Source organism: Dongshaea marina (genome assembly GCF_003072645.1).
GTDB lineage: Bacteria > Pseudomonadota > Gammaproteobacteria > Enterobacterales > Aeromonadaceae > Dongshaea > Dongshaea marina.
The window spans coordinates 4,153,610-4,170,627 of sequence record NZ_CP028897.1 but is presented as its reverse complement, the minus strand read 5'-3'; the positions used below and the strand labels follow the sequence as shown (position 1 = coordinate 4,170,627).

The 17,018-nt window shown below is 50.2% G+C and carries 15 protein-coding genes; 8 read left to right on the top strand and 7 right to left on the bottom strand.

Annotated features, from left to right (window positions below):
- Positions 1-39 precede the first annotated feature (39 nt).
- Positions 40-1,350 carry an efflux RND transporter periplasmic adaptor subunit gene (locus DB847_RS19470; RefSeq protein WP_108652187.1) on the bottom strand — a complete coding sequence of 437 codons (1,311 nt, stop codon included), beginning with the start codon at positions 1,348-1,350 and terminating at the stop codon, positions 40-42.
- Positions 1,351-1,566: 216 nt separating this feature from the next.
- Entirely contained in the window at positions 1,567-2,949 is a 1,383-nt protein-coding gene (gene tolC, locus DB847_RS19465) for an outer membrane channel protein TolC (protein ID WP_108653034.1), read from the bottom strand.
- Between the two features lie 314 nt (positions 2,950-3,263).
- Between tolC and nudF the strand changes: the two genes are divergently transcribed.
- The 4 genes from nudF to parE all read left to right on the top strand — a co-directional run bounded on the left by nudF (position 3,264) and on the right by parE (position 8,164).
- Complete coding sequence (nudF, locus tag DB847_RS19460; RefSeq protein WP_199911635.1) at positions 3,264-3,890, top strand: ADP-ribose diphosphatase; 627 nt, start codon at positions 3,264-3,266, stop codon at positions 3,888-3,890.
- A 940-nt stretch (positions 3,891-4,830) separates the two neighbouring features.
- Positions 4,831-5,661 carry a 3',5'-cyclic-AMP phosphodiesterase gene (gene cpdA, locus DB847_RS19455; protein WP_234418441.1) on the top strand — a complete coding sequence of 277 codons (831 nt, stop codon included), beginning with the start codon at positions 4,831-4,833 and terminating at the stop codon, positions 5,659-5,661.
- Positions 5,662-5,663: 2 nt separating this feature from the next.
- Positions 5,664-6,245, top strand: a complete 582-nt coding sequence (gene yqiA, locus DB847_RS19450) for an esterase YqiA (RefSeq protein WP_108652186.1) — start codon at positions 5,664-5,666, stop codon at positions 6,243-6,245.
- 29 nt (positions 6,246-6,274) lie between these two features.
- A complete protein-coding gene (parE, locus tag DB847_RS19445) occupies positions 6,275-8,164 on the top strand; it encodes a DNA topoisomerase IV subunit B (RefSeq protein WP_108652185.1) in 1,890 nt (629 codons plus the stop codon).
- A gap of 203 nt (positions 8,165-8,367) precedes the next feature.
- Here the strand turns inward: parE and DB847_RS19440 are convergent, their stop codons facing one another.
- Positions 8,368-8,748, bottom strand: a complete 381-nt coding sequence (locus DB847_RS19440) for a type IV pilin protein (RefSeq protein WP_108653031.1) — start codon at positions 8,746-8,748, stop codon at positions 8,368-8,370.
- A 69-nt stretch (positions 8,749-8,817) separates the two neighbouring features.
- Here DB847_RS19440 and DB847_RS19435 point away from each other — a divergent pair, with 69 nt between their 5' ends.
- Genes DB847_RS19435 through DB847_RS19420 form a run of 4 tightly spaced genes read left to right on the top strand, consistent with a single transcriptional unit; the run spans position 8,818 to position 12,861 of the window.
- Positions 8,818-9,375: a GspH/FimT family pseudopilin gene (locus tag DB847_RS19435; RefSeq protein ID WP_108652184.1), complete on the top strand. Its 558-nt coding sequence runs from the start codon at positions 8,818-8,820 to the stop codon at positions 9,373-9,375.
- On the top strand, positions 9,369-10,052 hold the full coding sequence (locus DB847_RS19430; protein ID WP_108652183.1) for a prepilin-type N-terminal cleavage/methylation domain-containing protein: 684 nt from the start codon (positions 9,369-9,371) through the stop codon (positions 10,050-10,052). Before DB847_RS19435 ends, DB847_RS19430 begins: the two co-directional genes overlap by 7 nt.
- A gap of 2 nt (positions 10,053-10,054) precedes the next feature.
- Positions 10,055-11,167 (top strand): pilus assembly PilX N-terminal domain-containing protein, encoded by a 1,113-nt coding sequence (locus tag DB847_RS19425; RefSeq protein ID WP_108652182.1) that lies wholly within the window; start codon positions 10,055-10,057, stop codon positions 11,165-11,167.
- An 11-nt stretch (positions 11,168-11,178) separates the two neighbouring features.
- Positions 11,179-12,861, top strand: a complete 1,683-nt coding sequence (locus DB847_RS19420; protein WP_108652181.1) for a prepilin-type N-terminal cleavage/methylation domain-containing protein — start codon at positions 11,179-11,181, stop codon at positions 12,859-12,861.
- 224 nt (positions 12,862-13,085) lie between these two features.
- Here DB847_RS19420 and DB847_RS19415 read toward each other — a convergent pair whose 3' ends face one another.
- From DB847_RS19415 to DB847_RS19400, 4 genes are all read right to left on the bottom strand, one after another.
- Positions 13,086-13,385 carry a hypothetical protein gene (locus DB847_RS19415; RefSeq protein WP_108652180.1) on the bottom strand — a complete coding sequence of 100 codons (300 nt, stop codon included), beginning with the start codon at positions 13,383-13,385 and terminating at the stop codon, positions 13,086-13,088.
- A 22-nt stretch (positions 13,386-13,407) separates the two neighbouring features.
- A complete protein-coding gene (locus tag DB847_RS19410) occupies positions 13,408-13,917 on the bottom strand; it encodes a GspH/FimT family pseudopilin (RefSeq protein WP_159084835.1) in 510 nt (169 codons plus the stop codon).
- 152 nt (positions 13,918-14,069) lie between these two features.
- A complete protein-coding gene (locus DB847_RS19405) occupies positions 14,070-14,366 on the bottom strand; it encodes a TapY2 family type IVa secretion system protein (RefSeq protein ID WP_108652178.1) in 297 nt (98 codons plus the stop codon).
- 2 nt (positions 14,367-14,368) lie between these two features.
- Positions 14,369-17,002, bottom strand: coding sequence for a pilus assembly protein (locus tag DB847_RS19400; protein ID WP_108652177.1), 2,634 nt, complete (start codon positions 17,000-17,002; stop codon positions 14,369-14,371).
- Between the last annotated feature and the right edge of the window lie 16 nt (positions 17,003-17,018).

Genomic DNA, 17,018 nt, shown 5'->3' with positions numbered 1-17,018 from the left:
AATATTGTTCTGGAGTGAGGGCGAACGCTCGCCCTTGGATTAATGGGTTGCTGTGTCAGGAGTGCTATCAGACACGGTCGCGGTCGGCTTAGAAGAGCTGACCTGGGCCGGCTTGGAGCTTGTGCTGGCAAGTGGCGGCTTAGGCTCAGCTGTTGCCTGGGCCTTTACCGGCTTTTTGGCGCCGGGGACCTCGCTGGCTTTTGGGGCCGCCGTCTGAGAGGGCTGCTTTTGTTGAGGCGTACTAGCAGATATTGTCTTGGGAGTAACGGGCTTTTCTGGTGCCGTTTCTGCTGAGCTTTGGATGTTAACCGGCATCGAGTCGCTCAATTTCTGAGTCCCTGAGGTCACAACATCCTGGCCTTCGCTCAGTCCCTGGGTGATGACAATATCTCCATCATTGGTATTTTCCTCGGTGATCACGTCGGTTTTAACAGCCTTGTGATCCTTGATGGTAAACACATAGCTTTGTTGATCATCAACCATGATTGCGGTCTGGGGGATCACCAGCTGTTTACTTCCCTTGCCGAGCAGCTGATGCACTGTCACTGTCTGGCCCGGTGAGAGTTGGTGGGTGGCGTTGCCAAACTGAGCCTGGAGATCGAAGCGTCCGGTATCCGGGTTGATGGTCGGCGAGATATAGGTCACCCGCCCATCGAATTTCTTGTTAGGGTACATATCCGTCGTCAGGTAGATCGCCTGACCCAGCTTGACCCGGTTTTTCAGATCCTGATTGAGGTTATAGCTGACCTTAAGTGGATCCAGCTGTACCAGATTCACCAGTTTGGTTCCGCTGCCGATGTAGGCACCGGTACTGAAATCAAAGCTCCCCAGGGTTCCGTCGAATGGGGCAACCAGCTTGAGATTATGGGCACTCTCCAGAGCAGCGGCATAGTTGGCCTTGGCTACCGTGAGAGAGGTTTGCACCTTGATGTAATCCTGCTTGGCGAATACTCCGGTTCCCTTGAGAAGCTGATAGCGCTTGTAGTTGGAGCTGACCTCATCCAGGTTGGCCTGGGCCGAGGCGATATCCGCCTTCACGTCACTGTCATCCAGGGTAGCGATCACATCTCCCTGGTGGATCTGCTCGCCATCCTGAAAGAAGATGTGATTGATATGTCCGGAGGAGGAGAAGCTGAGATCGGCAGAGTGAACCGCCTTGATAGTACCTAATGAGCTTGCCGTTTCCGGGATCTGCCTGAGGTGGGTAGGGGTCACGGCGACCGTGACAGCTGTTTGAGTCGGAGCCGCCTGGGCAGCAAAGCTTGAGTTGATAAAGCCACTAAACAGGAATGCGATAGCGATCTGAGAGATTTTATTGGGTTTCATCATCTTTTTTCGTTCATCGGTCATGAAATATGCTCTCTACTACAAAAAGGCGACGCGAGATAATAGCTCAGAGAGTCCATGGGTTGATACTAGGGTAAAACTGTCGCAGCGCATAACAAGAATTATGCTTTTGCCGATTGTATCAGACGCCAGATGTCGTCGTGTAAGGAAATGAAAACGGGGAGTTGTCGCCAATTTGCGACAACTCCCCGTGAAGTTGGCTTGAACAGACTTTTAGGGTTACTTGCTGGTGGTTTTTGCAGCGTTTTTAGTCGCCGGAGCCGTAACCTGTTGCAGTCCATTGTTGATTAATACCACATCTTCTTCGCTCAGGGTACCGGCCGCCGCCTTCAGTGCCAGGTAGTCATTGATATAGGCAAAGCGCGCGCTTGAGAGATTTTCTTTGGCCTGATACAGGGACTGAACCGAGTCCAGAACATCCACTATGGTGCGGGTGCCAACCTCATAGCCAGCCTTGGTGGCATCCAGAGCGCTTTGGTTTGACAGCACCGATTGCTGGTAGGCCTTGATCTTACTGATATCGGCCCGGACGTTGTTATAGCCAGAGTTAATATCACTGACCATGGCACGGTAGCTCTGTTCGAGTTGCTGGCTGGAGTTTACATAGTCGGCCTGGGCCTGGCGTACCAGTGAGCTGGTGGCTCCTCCGCTATACAGAGGAATATTCAGGCTGAGGCCGATGGTGCCTTGATCCTGGCGACCGGTAGCATCTGTTGAGTTGAAATCAGCATGGTTATCATAGTGGTTGCTACTAAGGCTTCCCGTCATATCCAGGGTTGGCAGGTGTCCCGCTTGATTCACCGAGATCTGTTGCTTGGCGATCGACTGGGCGATCCGATCCGAGTTAACACTCAGGTTTTTATCATTGGCAACTTTAAGCCACTGGGTGACTCCAAGCCGTGGCATGGAGGGAGAGAACTGCTTGGTGTTCAGCACGTCGAGATTATCTATGGTGGTGCCGGTGATCTTACGTAGCTCCTCATAACTGTTATCCAGGTTGTTCTGGGCGACAATCTTGTCAGCCACCGCCTGATCCCGTGAAGCCTTGGACTCCTCAACATCGGTAATGGCGCTCAATCCCACCTTGTAGCGCTGCTCGGTCTGCTCCAAAGTACGTTGCACCGCCTCAAGGTTTGCCTCGGCAAACTCCAGGCTATCCTTGGCGGACAATACATCAAAGTAGGCCTTGGTGGTGCGGGTGATGAGATCCTGCTTGGCTTCGGCGTAGGTGACGCCAGCCTGGGTTACTTCCTTCTCGGCAATTCCCAGATTCAGCCAGCTATCCCAGTGAAATAGCTGCTGGCTAAGGGTTAAAGAACCTTGAGCATTCTGCTGTGTACCATTGGAGCCCGCGTTGCCACCATCATTTCGATTGGTATTCACGTTCCGTGTATAGTCAGTTGTCCCAACTAATGCCAGTTGTGGCAACAGGTCGGCGCGTGCCTGAGGGATCTTTTCCTGGGCAGAGTCAAGAGTGGCTTTGGCCTGAAGGATCTGCGGATCTTTTTGCTGTGCCAGCTTGTATACATCAAGCAGGTTTTCCGCATGGGCGGTTCCCATAAATCCTGCAATGATCAGGGTTGAAAGAAGAGTTCTTTTCATCATATCGCCATTACCTTCAGTTCGCTGTGTATCATGATGCCTGCCGGAACGTCTGCCCGAACCTATGGATCCTGAAGAAATTCGCTGAATCCAAACTTAATGTAGTGTAATTAACTGGATTGTTCAGTAAAAGTTTCTTTTTGTAGGCTAATTGCCTCGGCAGCATTGATCTGTATCAGCAGATCGGCACAATTCACTGTTATGCATCATGGGCTTCTGCTGGATTCATTGTGAATGAACATTCATTCATCTTGGTGTGATTTTAGGCCGCCCATGAGAGATGTCAAATTTTGCAGCACAAAAAGGAGTTGTCGGTGAGCGAAAATCATTCCCGGTTTGATCTAGAAGATGTTGAGGTGATAGAGAAAACCTCCCTCTATTCCGGTTTTTTTAAACTGAATCGTTATACCTTCCGCCATAAGCTGTTTGCCGGAGGCTGGAGCGAGGGGATTACCCGAGAGCTTCTGGAGCGGGGCAGTGCCGTGGCTCTGCTGCCTTACGATCCAAAGCGTGACAAGGTGGTGCTGATTGAGCAGTTTCGCATCGGAGCCCTGGATAGTCCCTATTCCCCCTGGCTGCTGGAGGTGGTTGCCGGGATCATGGATCACGATGAGACCCCGGAGGAGCTGGCCCGGCGTGAGGCCGAGGAGGAAGCCGGGCTTACTCTCGGGCGCTGTGACCGGGTGATGAGCTATTTGGTGAGTCCGGGGGGCACCTCAGAGCGGATCGATGTCTATGTGGGTGAAACCGACAGTGACGCTGTGGTTGAGGGGGTTTTTGGCCTGCCTCACGAGGGTGAGGATATCCGGGTCCAGGTGGTCGATCGGCAGACCGCCTATGAGTGGTTGCAGCAGGGGCGGGTGGAAAATGCCACCGCGGTGATCGCCCTGCAGTGGTTGCAGCTCAATTACCAGGAGCTACAGGCCCGCTGGCAGGAATAGCTACAGGTTTGACCTGCAGTCGGCTTGTTTTGTGCCTGTGGCACAATTGTCCGGCCGCGGACAGCGGGAAGAGGGTATTGCTTGTCCAATACCCTCTTCACTCCCAAGGACACCCCGGTCTTTTTGGAATTAGCCCTGCGGGCTGCAAGTTCATGCCTTCGGCATAATTGCCGGTGCTGACCGGCGGCAGGTCAGGGGATTGCACACCCAGTCCCCCTAACGACCCCCAGGGTGCCCCCAAATCCGCATAATTCCTCAGAATAACTAGATTTTTGAGGGGACAGACAAACGGGACATCCCTATCCCGGTTGTCTTCTCACGACGTCCTGTCGTTCGCCCTAAAAAATCTGCGCTATTCTTCGGTGCGAATCAGAGGGGGAGTTTCAAAGCCCGTGAGCGAGAGTTGAGGTGAACCGCAGAGATTTGCTGTCTCTTTTCGAGGCATGGACGCCGAGCCGCGAAGGTCGATGGAGGGGTGAAGTTGCTCCCAGAGCAACGTAACGCGAGATAGGATATCGAGCTGGGGAGATTTGTCAGGGATGATAAATACATCGTGCGTAGCGAGTTTTTGATTACTTTTGGCGATACAAAAGTAATGTGCAGTCGGGCACCCCCGACACCAGTGGCGGTAGCCACAAATAGCCATCCGCAGGATAAAAGATCTGCAGTTTTGATCTGCGTTAAGCCTGTTTGCGGCAAAGGTGCAATTATCTGGTCGCAGTTCCTTTCTGCCAGAAGACTGTTCAATAATTCACCTGTGCAGGTCATTGTTAAAAACTGAGAGATTCGCTTATTTGCGCCTTTGGTGAGGTGTGAGATACTAAGGCATCCCAATCCCTGACTGGGTAGAGGTCAGGGCGCATAGTGGATGTTTTCCCGGGCAGGTTTTTCTTGCCGGGCGCATTCGGTTCTTTTCGGCACACGATGATAAGAGAAAGCGGTGTTTCCTGACAAAATTCATCTTCAAACGACCAGCACTGATGGGGTGATCCGGCTGCTACAGATCACCGATACCCACCTTTTTGCCGAGGCATCTGCCAGATTGTTAGGGGTGACCACCTTTGACAGTTACTCAGCTGTAATCGATGCGATTGAAGCACATCCTGAGCCCTATGAAGCGGTTCTGGCGACCGGAGATATCTCCCAGGATCAGTCCGATGAGTCTTATCAGAAATTTATTCAGCAGGTGAAGCGGCTGCAGAAACCGACTTACTGGCTACCGGGAAACCATGATGGCAGCGAGTCGATGCATAAGGTGCTTCCCGATGGCGGGTTGCGTCCCTTTGGTCAGCTGATCTGGCCCGCCTGGCAACTGATTATGCTGGATACTCAGGTCCCGGGCGTACCCCACGGCATGCTCAGTGAGCAGCAGTTGCAGCAACTGGAGACCGCTCTTGCCAGTTACCCTCAAAAACATGCCCTGATCCTGTTGCACCATCAGCCACTGCCGGTGGGGTGTGCCTGGTTGGATCAACACAGCCTTAAAAATGCAGAGCAACTCTTTGCACTGCTGGATCGATATCCTCAGGTACAGGGTGTGGTGTTTGGTCATGTCCACCAGTCCTTTGAGACCGAGCGTAACGGCGTCAAATATCTTGCGGCCCCTTCGACCTGCCTGCAGTTTACCCCTCTGTCTGATGAGTTTGCACTGGATCGTCAGGCGCCCGGTTGGCGTTATTTGCAGCTTCATCCCGACGGGCGGATTTCGACCCAGGTCTGGCATCTGCCAATGGGGAAATACCTACCCGATACTGAAGCCGTGGGGTATTAAAGATGAGCCTGCAGACACTAATCTATATTCATGGCTTTAACTCATCACCGGGCTCCCATAAGGCCTCGGTGATGGCTGAATACGTGACTCGTTACCACCCACAGACAGAGATCATCATCCCTGAGCTCCCGGTATCGCCCGCCGAAGCCTGGGCCGGGCTCAGTGAGCTGGTGCGTGAGAGATCCGCTAAGGGAAGCGTTGGGATCCTCGGCAGCTCCCTGGGGGGCTTTTATGCCACCGCGCTGTGTGAACACTTTGGCTGCCGCGCTGTGCTGATCAACCCGGCCGTCTATCCCTATGAGCTCCTCAAAGATTATATTGGTGAGCAGACAAACCCCTACACAGGGGAGAGATTTACCGTCAAGCCTGAGTATATGGATGAGCTGCGCAGTTTAGCTGTGCCCTGGCTCAAGCATCCACAACAGCTGTGGCTACTGCAGCAAACCGGTGACGAGGTGCTGGATTATCGCCAGGCTCTGGATCGTTACCGCTTTAGCCGCTCCACCATAGAGATGGGGGGCGATCATTCGTTTACTGAATTTGAGCGCTATCCGGCGCAGATCCTGCGTTTTTTGCAGGGATAAGCTGCCCGCCTAATTAAAGAAAAATTTTCATGAGTGTTGAACAATATACATCCGATGCCATTGAGGTCTTAAGTGGCCTGGATCCGGTTCGCCGTCGCCCGGGTATGTACACAGATACCTCCCGTCCCAATCACCTGGGCCAGGAGGTCATTGATAACAGTATCGATGAGGCATTGGCGGAGCATGCAACTCAGATCCAGGTGATCCTGCATAAGGATCAATCCCTGGAGGTCAGCGATGATGGCCGGGGAATGCCGGTGGATATCCATCCCGAAGAGGGAGTCCCCGGGGTCGAGCTGATCCTGAGCCGACTGCATGCCGGGGGCAAGTTCTCCAATAAGAATTACCAGTTTTCCGGTGGTCTGCACGGGGTAGGAGTCTCTGTGGTCAACGCCCTATCCAGTCGACTGGAAGTAACGGTCAAGCGTAACGCCAATGTCTACAGCATCGCCTTTGAGAATGGTGAAAAGGTTGAGGATCTCCAGGTGATCGGCAGCTGCGGGCGCCGCACCACGGGCACCAAGGTCCACTTTTGGCCCGATGCCAGCTACTTTGACTCGGCGAAGTTTTCGGTGCCCCGGCTGGTTCACCTGCTACGGGCCAAGGCGGTGCTCTGTCCCGGGTTAACCATTCGCTTTATCGATAAAAATAGCGGTGAGCAGCAGGAATGGTGCTTCAAAAATGGCCTCAAAGATTATCTGTGTGAGGCCCTTGAACAGTACGAGACACTTCCGCAGCAACCCTTTACCGGAGCCTTCAGCGCCGAACACTCAGCGGTAGACTGGGCCGTGACCTGGCTGCCCGATGGCGGAGAGCTGGTCACCGAAAGCTATGTGAACCTGATCCCCACCGCTCTGGGAGGTACTCACGTCAACGGTTTCCGTCAGGGACTGCTGGATGCGATGCGCGAGTTTTGCGAGTTTCGCAACCTGCTGCCACGTGGGGTGCGCCTGTCCCCCGAGGATATCTGGGATCGCTGTGGCTATATCCTGTCGGTCAAGATGCAGGATCCTCAGTTTGCCGGTCAGACCAAGGAACGCCTCGCTTCCCGCCAGTGTGCCGCCTTTGTCTCCGGCATTGTTAAAGATGCATTCAGCCTGTGGCTCAATGCCCACACCGAACTCTCTGAGCAGCTGGCAGAGTTTGTGATCCAGCGGGCCCAGCGCCGCCTGCGCTCCGCCAAGAAGGTGGTGCGTAAAAAGGTCACCCAGGGGCCGGCGCTACCGGGTAAGCTCACCGACTGTAGCGGTCAGGAGTCCAGCCGCTCTGAGCTCTTTCTGGTGGAGGGGGACTCGGCAGGTGGCAGTGCCAAACAGGCGCGCGATCGTGAGTTCCAGGCGGTGATGCCGCTGCGCGGTAAGATCCTCAACACCTGGGAGGTTGATGGCGAGCAGGTATTGGGCTCTCAGGAGATCCACGATATCTCGGTCGCGATCGGGGTCGATCCCGACTGTGAAGATATCTCCGGCCTGCGCTATGGCAAGATCTGTATCCTGGCCGATGCGGACTCCGACGGGCTGCATATCGCCACCCTGTTGTGTGCCCTGTTTGTGCGCCACTTTAAACCCCTGGTGGCCAATGGCCATATTTTTGTGGCGATGCCGCCGCTGTTTCGAATCGATGTGGGCAAAGAGGTGTTCTATGCCCTGGATGAGTCGGAAAAAGAGGGGGTATTGGAGCGGATCAAGGCCGAGAAAAAACGTGGCAAGGTCGCAGTCACCCGCTTTAAGGGCTTGGGTGAGATGAACCCCAAGCAGCTTCGCGAAACCACCATGGATCCCAACACTCGTCGCCTGGTGCAGCTGCAGCTCGATGATGAAGAGCAGACCTTCCACCTGATGGATATGCTGCTGGCCAAAAAGCGCAGCAGCGATCGCCGCCACTGGTTGGAGAATAAGGGGAATTTGGCGGATATCTGATTCGGAGTGAGCTGAATAAAATCAGCAAAGCTTTAATAAAGCCCCTTTATTCTTTAATGGAATAGAGGGGCTTTTTTCATTTTGAGTATTTATTGCGTCACCAGTAACAGAAGGATAGCCAGGATCACTAAGAGCTATCCTTCTGGCATGCTCCATGAGTATAGCTAATGAATCGGATAATAGTCTGATAGAAAAGAGCTATGTTACCAGCAGTGAGCAGGTTCTCTATTATCAGATTGATCTAATTGTAAACTTGTACAGCCCTCATCATCAGATTGAATTCCTTCAGCTATTGCTATCGCATTCAGTGTGTAGGTGCTCAGTGAAGCATTGGTCACCCTGTAGGTGTAGTGAGCATCACTTGCAGCACCCAGGTCGGCGACTGATGCTGTATAGCTATTGTTAGATAGCCGCCAAGCCTCCTGTTTTAACTGCAATTGGAACAAGTGCTCTTTGGCTTGAGCGCGATGAGATGCTCTCATGTGACCAATATATGCGGGGTAGGCCACCGCTGCCAGTAAAGAGACAATACTGACGGCAATCAGCAACTCAATAAGAGATAACCCTTTGAAATTTAATCGCATATAAAACTCGATAGCGGAATTTTTTTACCCCTCTATCATTGTAATAGAAGATTTAATATTCCATTGACAATGATTTCTGAACGGACCTCAAGTAGCACCATAAGATCCCTGGTGACAGGATTCTCACTCATTGAGCTTTTAATCACAATGAGTGTATTTGCGCTCCTGCTTGTGATCGGTATTCCCAGCTACATCGAATTGAGCCATCAGCATCGGCTCTCTGGTATTGCGCATCACCTTTATTCCGATGTGCAATATGCCCGTTCAGAGGCGATCAAACGTAGCGATGATAATCTGACGATCCGCTTTTTCAGTAGTAGTGGTAGTTGGTGCTATCGGGTGACTGATCTCAATGGTACGCAGTGTCATAGTTGTGCTGTCACATGTGATATCGGTGGTGATGGGGTTACTCGAGGTGGTGATAGTAGTGATTTCCCCGATACCAACATCTCGATCAATTATGCAAGCGATGTTCTTGGGATTGGTGCCCGGCGTGGCACTATGAGTTCTGGCTCCATTGATTTTATCAAGGGGAGTGATGAGATCTCCGTTATTACCAGTGGCCTGGGCCGGGTTCGGATCTGTACCCGGGGCAGCACTTCAATTATGGGGATATCTTCATGCTAGACAGCAAAGGCTTCTCTTTGGTCGAGATGATGATCTCTATGGTTGCTGGTACCTTGGTATTAGGGGCGGTGATCGGTTTATATACCAGCATCATGAATGCCAGCCATATCTCGGTGCGGATGACTCGTCTCAATCAGGAGTTAATGGCTGTCGTAAACCTCATTGCGCGTGATTTGCAAAGAGCTGGTTACTTTGCTGGTTCAGCCAACAACTTTAAACGGACAGATACCAATAGTGATGGCGTTATAGATAACTCAGATGTCTCAGCGGCAATCAATACTGATTTTGTGTTCAAACCCGCCATTGACTTGCAAGCGTTGGATTCTGTTGCTCCTAACTATGACTGTGTATTGGTCCGATATGATGTTGATGGAGACGGAACCTTAAGCCCTGGTGACTATCATGGCTATAGGTACAGCTCAATTTCCAAGGGCATTCAGAGCTGGAACTCTGCTTCAGTTTCACTCTGTAATGGGGGGAGCTGGCAAAGTATTACCGATAATAATGAAGTTCTGGTAACAGGTTTCACCATGGAGCTTGTTCCTCCCACAGCTGTTTCATCCAGTGTCCGTTCGCTTCAGATCACCATCGAAGGTCAGCATAAACTGGATAATACCCTCAGAGTGAGAGTTGAGCGTCTGGTGAAGATCAGGAATGGCTACTATCAAAGAGAGTGAGTATGAGGAAGCTTTCAGGTTTTACGACTCTCACTATTACCCTGATCATGGTCCTGTTTATCACAACTATTACCCTGGTCACGGGAAAGGTGATGGTGACTGATCGGCGGATAGTTGCTAACGAGATCCGTTATCAGCAAGCGCTGGTCGCAGCTCAGGCTGGGATCAATGATGCTATCGCTCGTCTATCCCGGGATATTAATTGGCGTGAATCCTTTCCTTTGACCCTAACCGGATCCCAGGCTAGTGGTGCCTCATACAATGTAGCCGCCGTCAATGAAGCTCCGATTGCAATTGCTGATGATCTTATGCCTCTGGTGACCTTCACCTCTACCGGAAGCTCTGCAGATGGTTTGGCTCGCTCTACTGTGCATGAGCAGGTCACCGTGAGCTTCTCCATCGCTGCGATTCCGGATGCTCCTCTTATGGTTGCCGGAGGAGTGGATGTTGGGAGTCTGACCGTGGCGACGAATCCCAATGGCGGGGGGCCGGGGGTGGCGCTTTCGATCTGGAGCGATGCTTTGGTTGATCTGAGTAATGGTTCAGGTCACACCTGCAATCAAGAGGAGTTTTATTATGGCTACTGTTCTAGCCAGTCAATTTCTGAGTTTGATAATAAGCAAGCCGATATCCTGGATAATGACCCCAATTTCCCTGCAAATCTCATAGCTTATCTGTTTGGGATCGATAGTGATGCCTCAGGGATGGCAGAGCTGGAGTATCGAGCTGATTCTATTAGCAACTGCGCCCTGTTAACGCTCGCTTCCAGTGGGTTTTACATTGTTGATGGTGTTTGTAACCTCAGTGGTCAGGTTGGGACTCAGAAGTATCCGGTTACTTTGCTTGTTCGTAACGGTGATCTGGTGATGAATAGCGATCTTAAGTTTTATGGCCTGCTGTTTTCCTACGATTCAGTTCCTTCCGGTGGGGTCGCGTATGAGATCGAAATGATTGACGGAGCCATGATCTATGGGGCTCTCATCTCTAACCATGAGCTTGAGAGTGCCGATGGAGAGTATACCGTAGTTTATGACGAGGCAACGCTAAACAATATCAAAACGGGCCAAGCGTTCTCTTTGGTGAACAGGGTACCGGGCAGCTGGCGTGACTTTTAAGGATTAGGGAGATGATTCGACTAATACGCAACAGTGGGTTTGGCTTAATCGAAGTGTTGCTTGCATTAGTGGTGGTCTCAGTGGGAGCTTCTGCATTAGTGAAGCTTTCTAAAATCTATATCCAAACAACCGGAGAAAGCCGGGATTTTGAGGTTGCGCTGCAGTTAGCTGAGTCAAAAATGGATGATCTCACTAGTTATGAGGTTATACAGACCACCACAGGGAAGTTTGCCTATCAGGATTTGGCCAACAATACAGGTGGTGAGATGACCTCTGGCAGTTACAGCATAGGAAGTGTCACTTATCTCCTTACCTGGGCTGTCACGAATCAGTATTGGATTGTGGGGAGCTGGATGACGACCGAGCCCTCTCCGCTACCCGCTTACCCGGAACGCAAACAATTAGTGGTTAATGTTGCTTGGATCGATCGAGAGGGTGTGAGTCAATCCATCAGTCTGGATAGTACAGTCTCTCCAAACATCTCATCTACATCCTCTGAGCTGAATAGCTTACTCATCAGAAGTGAATTCCCCAGGGTGAGCTATATCCCGGAGTTAATACCTGATGTTATGGGTGTGGTCATTAACAGTATCGGGATCAAGAGAGAAACTCAAAAACCTTCCCCCATCGTTTACAAGGAGGGGCGTGGGGTTTTAGTTAAGTTTGAGACAATTTCTTTTGACACGAAACAGCTTAGAACTCACCTGCAGGAGCAGGTAACCCTATCCTGTGATTGCTCAATTCAGAGCGCAGGCTCGGCACTGTTGCCTGCGACCAGCTACTACCACATGGATGCTGTCATATGGCGAGTGGGTGAGACCGCCTCTAAAGGGCGAGGAGTTCCCGATAGTCATCAGCCATCGTTATGTAGTAAATGTTGTCTGAATCACTTTGACGGGGTCGGTAACAGTTTTGATAATTATTACCATCAGGCTCGAAAGAGTCATATGCATTTTCACTACTCTGACCGTTCCTACTCACCCGCTAATAGTATTGGTGATAACTATGAAGAGGCCTGCCGCTTTCAACGTATCGGTGGCTACTATCAACCTATGCCAGACTGGAATTTAATCGCTCTTGTGGCTGTAGGTCCCGATTTTTTGCTCAATACAGAAAACCGCGAACTATATGAGTCATACATCTCTTATGCGGTGAAAGCCTATGCTAAGGCGCAGATCCAGGCTCAGGCTACCCCCTCTGTTTTGGAGACCTTTGTTCCTACCCCTTTTGCTGAGTGGTTGAAGGCTCGGGGAGGGACGACTGAGATTACTGTGGCTCCGGGGACCTATCAGCTTATTGCCAGAGGAATCTATGCTGATTTCATGGAGGATAGCTATCTAAATGAGCTTGATCTGGTTAATGACGCAGATGTGCTGCAGAAGCTCCCCTTTTATGAGCTGAATCTCACACTCCTGGGAGATTGGAGTAGTTCAGATACCAATTACGCCGTCGTCACCAGTGAGTCTATCCAGACATTGACCGATACAGAGAGCTACTATTTTGGATCCTTCAGTCGGGGACGCTTGCATGCCATTGCAGATACAAATTCTCTGACGTCTGATATCCTGGCTGTAACTGTGAAAGTAAAGCGAAGTAATAGCGGAATCACCGGCACTCAGGCTATTTCGTTAGCAGATACAGCAAGCTTGAGTGCAACACTTAAAGTAAAGATAGAGAATTCCAAGGTAGATTGAGCCTGAAGTGTGAACAGAGCATAACGTAAATAGCTCTGTTAACGATTCAAATCATGCCAGTTAGTGGCTCTAACTGGCTGGAAAGTAACAATAAACAGAGATTTTTCAGGAATAATTTGTAGAGCCATCAGTGGAAAAGCAAGGTTATACAACTTCTATTTGTCTGGACGAAAAATCTCTTGTTGCAGAACCAAGTTTAAATCTAAACAGTGATTAAGCCTGATTTACAGGTTCTGTATGTGGCTATGATCAAAGAGTACGCGATCCCCGATGCTCAGAGATGGTTGTTGATCTCTTTTTGGGTGAAGGCAGTAATGAGACCCCTGAACGATCTGCTCGATAAAACCATGATATTGACATCCGGCTCGCTCCTGAATGGTTACCAGGTAGCAGAAGCTCTCCTCTTGTTCTGTCAGCCAGACCTGCTGACCTACTTCCGGGCCCAGAAATTGACACTCATCCTTATAAAGCTCGGGACTGTGAATATCTAAAAAAACTTTTGGCTCTGGTGTATTCATACTCATCAGCTCTCCACTTTCCTGTCACCTAACAATCATTTTTATCCTGGCTTTGTACCAGACCCGATGCGAGGACCGATATTTGCTGGCCCGTGATATCACTTCTGTTCGAGCAAAGGGTAATGGTGCCGCTGTTGCCATTAAGTAAACCATCCGATCTGAACACGTAACGTGTTTCACTATTGGTCACAATAATTGAGCTCGATAGATCTTCTCCCTGCTTAATAAGATGCTCTGTATTATTGAAAACACCATTGCCATTATCGTCAACAAAAATGAGCATTCTCACTCCATTGTTCTGTACACAGGTATCAGCATTATTGACAAAGCAAGCGGTTACAGGTTGGCGTAAAGAGATGCTTTGTGAGCGGGTTGTTCTTAGGTCTTTCACCAGCATCATGGATAGGTTATCGACACGGTTCTGCTGCATGACTGAGATAAAGGAGGGGATCCCAACAGTGATCAGGATTGCAACAATACTAACCCCGATGAGCAGCTCTATCAAAGTAAAACCCTTGTGTTTGACACCAAAAAGCATAGCGATTCTTATCCTTAGCTGATGTGACTGGCTCATCTGAAGAGCTTAACTTCAGTATGGCAATTTTCCCTTGAAAGGGACAGTTTACTCGGGCTCTTGAAAAAGAAAGCCGGCACACTTTTGAGCCGGCTTGGATTCTCTGGCAGGAATGGTTATCTCGGTGTTTTGCTATCGAGCTGCTGGTCTTTTAGTCGGGAGAACTCTTTGCCTTCAAGAACGCATTCACTCACCTGTGAGATTGCATGGAGCTTTTGATCCTGGCCTCCATGCTGCTTACCTATCAGGCTTGAGGTATCCTTCATAAGGTTGGCCTTGCTTGTGAGTTCAATGACTGTTTGCTCGCCATTATTCAGAGTGATAGCACACTTATAGCTAAGTGTTTTCGTGCTTGCAGCGGCGCTGAATACAAGACCACACAGCCCAACAAGAAGAAGTTTGGCGGTTTTCATGATTAGCGTACCTCATCATGGTATAGATAGATCTTTCTTGGCGTCAAATCAGCATCATCGACAGTATTACCCTGAGCGCAGTTATCGGATGCATCATCGCAACGATCAGGTGGGTCGCCATTTTCATCATCCTCAACAACCACTGTTTCACCAGGTGCAGCTCCCAAGATATGAATTCGAGGATCTCCACTCGGATTTCGGCCGACATGTACTTTCAAATCGCTGACAACCTTATTATCGATTTCGATAAACCGCTGAGAGGTGAAATTGGTACCAAGATGCATATCGATCATATATTGGCGAGTTGTACCAATGGTGACCAGTGAACACTGATTCTGAGAGACATCAGGGATAAAGGAGGTGAAGTATAGATCTCCAGCCAGAACGAGTCCGGCCCCCATGCTTTTTTCTCCGGTTTGAGTGAGCCAATATTTCCAACCCGAGGAGTTTGTTACGCCAACGACGGCATCAAGTTCAGCATTACTGCTTGCATTGCCAACAGGGTTGTTGGTGATATCGTATAATCCCGCCAGTGTGATAGCTGAAGGAACGGGTAGGGTTGGGATTGTATCCCCAGGACTTGGTGTCGAGTTGCTAAACCGTGCGCCGTTGATGTTATAGTCCCGTAGCATGACATAAACATTATTGACAGTTTTATCCGATGAAGGCTTGGTTACATCACCGGAACCAATCAATACAGCATCAAAGGGGATATCACTGAATACATAGGTTGCATTCCCGTCGTCATCCACCTCCTTACTAAATTTGCGATTTATAGTTCGAACTAATACGGGTTGAGTAAAGAATCGCCGATCATCTGCCTGAACCGGAGTGTTTTCAGCATCTCGTCCTAGTTCTGCAAACTTAAATACACTCCAGTTCTGTGCGCGTTCACTGGCGGTGGTCCCGTTCATATCGACACGCCATATGTTCGCAGCGGTATCTGTGACGTAAAGCCTGTCAAGGGCTCCATCACCATTACTATCCAGCGAAGTTATTTGCGCTGGCATGCTATTTGTAAAAGCTGTGGATTGTAGGTTTGTCGTCGAGGTTGTCGCCGGAGTAATGCTATAAACCAGAGCGCCGGTGTTGGCATCAACGAAGAAGATACCTCGACCTTCTGTATCGTTGGTTCCAAGACCTGTGCTGTCCTTGTTGATATCATAGCCAGCGGAAAAGACTAAAACAGGGTTGCTGTAATCCGGAAGATAACCGACTTCGGGGACTGACCAGGTTTGACCAAGCTCCGAGAAGCCAGTTGTTTGATCGTTAATTATCCACATCAGGGAAGGGTTATCAGGGTTGGAGATATCAAACGCCATATAGCTGTTTCCCCCTCGACGCATCCCGACAAATAACCAGACTGCATCGCCATCTGTGTAATCGATGTGGCCATCAACAACCTGCTCTTTCACCAGAACAATGGGTGAAGAGTCGATGCCATAGACGTGGTCCTGATTCTGGGTGTTATCTCTCAGGATTTTTTGCTCAGAAAGCAGAGAGTAAGGAATAAAGGCCCAGGTTTCATCGACAGTTGCTCCACTGTCTTTGAACATATGCAGGAAACCGGCATTGGTCCCTATCACGATTCTCAGATCGGGATCGCCATCGGGATCATTTTTTGGGGGACCGTAATTGATAACCAGAGGTCTTGAGTGCAAAGGGTCACCAAAAATGTCTGAGCGAATAGTTGTACCCAGATCATCATCGTCATCATCAATATCGAGTCCGCGAATCCAGTTGAGATGGGCATCGATAAGGGAGGTGCTGTCGAGTCCCAGATGAACACGCAGCGCATCATCGGAGCCCGCAACGGCACTTAGGTTTTGCTTAGTGAAGCTAATCAGGCTACTTCCACTGTTACTAAAGAGAGTTCTGGAGGATTTAGATGCCAGCATCGCCTGAACGCCACCTTCACCCACATCATTACCATCGGGAGAGGAAGACCAGAATGTTGTTGCATCATCTAATATCACTGCATCTGTCGAGATGGCGGGTAAACCAAATTTATCGACAATCACGTCGCCATCGAATTCGAGCTTTTTGATGTTTCCTTTCCAGCGAGCACCACTGCCTGGCTCGAACATGGCGTAATAGACGTTATCCAGGCTCTGAGTTCGGTCAAAGTTATTACTGGCAATCGAGGGGGACACCAGAGAAGCGCTGATCTGCAGGATACTCAAAAGTGAATGCTCAATCGCACTTGCAAGCTGATCCGGGCTGGTGGCTGCATGATATTGCCCACCGCCGCGGCGAGCTGTTTCTTCCAATAACTCACCGGCCCCGTTAATCGCATCATCGCCAAAGCCAATGGTGAATGTGGTTACGGTTTGTGTTCCGGAAAGATTGGCGTTGACATCATAGTTTTTCATGTAGCCAGCCATGGCTGCCAGCTTGCTGCTGTATTGGTTACTGCTGCCATAGGTTTTGGCTGATTTGAGGGTATTGTGCTCGGCAACGCGGTCAGCAGAGGGAATCGCATTAAACATAGCATCAATCAGGCTGTTGGCATTCGTATCGACAGTGGGCCTTCCATCGGTGATTAATATGACATAAACATTGTCAAAACAGACTTCATAGGGAGATGTGTGCGTATTATCGCGATGGCGATCACCGAATAATATGATGTCGATCACCTCAACATCCCGTCTC